Source organism: Polaromonas sp. P1_E3 (assembly GCF_056405935.1).
The window spans coordinates 1-2,518 of the sequence record NZ_JBFUBD010000378.1 but is presented as its reverse complement, the minus strand read 5'-3'; the positions used below and the strand labels follow the sequence as shown (position 1 = coordinate 2,518).

Genomic DNA, 2,518 nt, shown 5'->3' with positions numbered 1-2,518 from the left:
CCCACCACGGCCTGGCTTTTTTTGCCGCGCGGGTGGCAGATCACGCGTTCACCGGTGTCGGTCTCCACCAGCACGTGCCGGCCAAAACCCGCCACCACCAGCCCGGGCCGCGTGCCCGCGACGGGGGCTGCGGCAGGGCGTGCCGGTTTGCTCAAGCCAGCAAGGCGTCAACCTTCGACGCGCAGAAAAAGTCACTGACAGAGACACCGTCGACGTCATGCGTGTTGAAACGCACGGTGCACTTGCCGTAGCTCACCGCCAGGTCCGGGTGATGGTCTTCGGCATTGGCAATGAAGGCCAGCGCGTTCACAAAGGCGATGGTCTCGTAGTAATTCTTGAAGCTGTAGGTTTTTTCCAGCGACCCGTCGATCAGACGCCAGCCCAGGGCCTGCTCGCCATTGAGCTTGCTCAACTGGGTGACAATTTCCGTGGCGCTCAGCGCCCGGCGGTTCTGGTGGATCGGGTTGCTCATGTCGCGGTGCTTTCAACGGAAGGGGTCATGCGGCCCAGCCGCTCAGAGGCGGGCGGATGCGAATAGTAAAACTTCACAAACACCGGGTCGGGCGTCAGGGTGCTGGCGTTGTCCTGGTAGAGCTTGAGCAGGGCGCTCTGCAGGTCCTTGCCGTCGGTTTGCGCCACGGCATAGGCGTCGGCCTCGAACTCGTGTTTGCGCGAGAACTGTGCGAAGACCGGCGAGACAAAGAAGCTGAAGAGTGGCACCACCAGAAGGAACAGCAGCAGTGCGAGCGCGTCGTTGGCGCCGGTGAGGTTGGGACGCACGCCGAGGCCTGTGTAAAACCATACTTGTGACGACAGCCAGCCCAGCAAGGCAAAACCGGCCAGGCTCATGGCAAACATCGAGACGATGCGTTTGATGATGTGCTTGTGCTTGAAATGGCCCAGCTCATGGGCGAGCACGGCGTCAACTTCACCGGGGTTGAGCTGCTTGAGCAGGGTGTCGTAAAACACCACGCGCTTGGCGGCACCGAAGCCGGTGAAATAGGCATTGGCGTGGGCAGAGCGTTTGCTGCCGTCCATCACGAAGAGGCCTTTGGCCGCAAAGCCGCAGCGCTGCATCAGGGCCGTCACGCGCGCCTTCAGCGTCTCGTCTTCGAGCGGTTTGAACTTGTTGAACATCGGCGCGACGACGGTGGGGTAAAGCACCAGCACCAGCAGGTTAAAGCCCATCCAGGCGCCCCAGGCCCACAGCCACCACAGGCTTCCCGCGCTGCCCATCAGCCACAGAATGAGCGCCACGATGGGCAGGCCGATGACAATGCCGACCAGGGTGGACTTCACGAGATCGGCCAGCCAGAGTTTCAGGGTCATCTTGTTGAAGCCGAAACGCTCTTCAATGCGAAAGGTGCTGTACAGGGTGAAGGGCAGGTCGAGCAAACCGCTGATGAGGCCAAAAGCGGCCAGCAGGGCCAGCTGTGGCACCAGCGAGCCCCAGGCGGCCAGGCCGGAACCGGCTATCGCCTGGTTCAGCGTGTCGATGCCGCCCAGCAGCGTCCAGCCCAACAGCACGGCGGCGCCGAAGGCCATCTCCAGCATGCCAAAGCGCGCCTTGGCGATGGTGTAGTCGGCCGCCTTCTGGTGCGCCTGCAGCGAAATGGTGGCCGCAAAGGCAACGGGCACTTCATTGCGGTGTCGGGCCACATGGCGGATCTGCCGCGAAGCCAGGTAGAACTTCGTGAGCAGCCCCAGCACCAGAAAGGCAGAAAACACCCCGGTGAAAACAAGCGAATAGTCGGTCATGGCTGGCAGTTTAGGCGATCAGCGAGAATCGCAAGATGCCTGAAACCGAACCCCTACTTAAAAAATCAGACCAGAACCTTGTCTGGCTGGACTGCGAAATGACCGGCCTCGACCCGGAAAAAGAACGCCTGATCGAAATCGCCGTCATCGTCACCGGCCCGCAACTCACGCCCCGCATTGAGGGCCCGGTTCTGGCGATCCACCAGACCGACGAGTTGCTGGACCAGATGGACAACTGGAACAAGGGCACCCACGGGCGCAGCGGCCTGATCGACAAGGTCAAGGCCAGCACCGTGGACGAGGCCGATGCCGAAGCGCAGATACTGGCTTTTTTGGCCCGATACGTTCCCAAAGGTGTTTCGCCGCTGTGCGGAAACACCATCAGCCAGGACAGGCGCTTCCTGGTCAAGTACATGCCCAAACTTGAAGCCTTCCTGCATTACCGGAACGTTGATGTCAGCACCTTCAAGGAGCTGGCCAAACGCTGGAGTCCCGAGGTTTACAGCGCCTTCAAAAAGCGCCAGAGCCATACCGCCCTGGCCGATGTGCATGAGTCGATTGACGAACTTGAGCACTATCGACAACACTTCCTGAAGTGAATTTCGTTTAAGCCATTTCGGCGGTTTAGCCAGGCAGGGCGGGCGCAAGCAGCTATTGAAATGATAGCGGGTGCGCACGGTACAGGCTGGCGGCAGGACGCCGCAATGCCTCCGGTTGAGCAGGGGACTGGTAGAAACCCGTAAAGCACGCTATACTCGTG

At 60.8% G+C, this 2,518-nt stretch carries 3 protein-coding genes and 1 pseudogene; 1 reads left to right on the top strand and 3 read right to left on the bottom strand.

The window, feature by feature from the left end:
- From AC1D0Z_RS19480 to AC1D0Z_RS19470, 3 genes and pseudogenes are all read right to left on the bottom strand, one after another.
- Window positions 1-155, bottom strand: a pseudogene (locus AC1D0Z_RS19480) (ribosome small subunit-dependent GTPase A); the annotation flags it as partial.
- Window positions 152-472 carry a 4a-hydroxytetrahydrobiopterin dehydratase gene (locus AC1D0Z_RS19475; protein WP_436157846.1) on the bottom strand — a complete coding sequence of 107 codons (321 nt, stop codon included), beginning with the start codon at window positions 470-472 and terminating at the stop codon, window positions 152-154. The gene AC1D0Z_RS19475 and the pseudogene AC1D0Z_RS19480, both read right to left, overlap by 4 nt.
- On the bottom strand, window positions 469-1,758 hold the full coding sequence (locus AC1D0Z_RS19470) for a M48 family metallopeptidase (protein WP_477659829.1): 1,290 nt from the start codon (window positions 1,756-1,758) through the stop codon (window positions 469-471). Before AC1D0Z_RS19470 ends, AC1D0Z_RS19475 begins: the two co-directional genes overlap by 4 nt.
- Before the next feature lie 35 nt (window positions 1,759-1,793).
- Between AC1D0Z_RS19470 and orn the strand changes: the two genes are divergently transcribed.
- The gene (orn, locus tag AC1D0Z_RS19465; protein WP_457279974.1) at window positions 1,794-2,357 is read left to right on the top strand and encodes an oligoribonuclease; all 564 of its coding nucleotides are present in this window, start codon (window positions 1,794-1,796) and stop codon (window positions 2,355-2,357) included.
- Window positions 2,358-2,518: the final 161 nt, after the last annotated feature.

Excerpts from the sequence above, each read along its gene's own strand:
- AC1D0Z_RS19475 (WP_436157846.1), bottom strand. The coding sequence starts at position 472 with ATGAGCAACCCGATCCACCAGAACCGCCGGGCGCTGAGCGCCACGGAA.
- AC1D0Z_RS19470 (WP_477659829.1), bottom strand. The coding sequence starts at position 1,758 with ATGACCGACTATTCGCTTGTTTTCACCGGGGTGTTTTCTGCCTTTCTG.
- orn (WP_457279974.1), top strand. The coding sequence starts at position 1,794 with ATGCCTGAAACCGAACCCCTACTTAAAAAATCAGACCAGAACCTTGTC.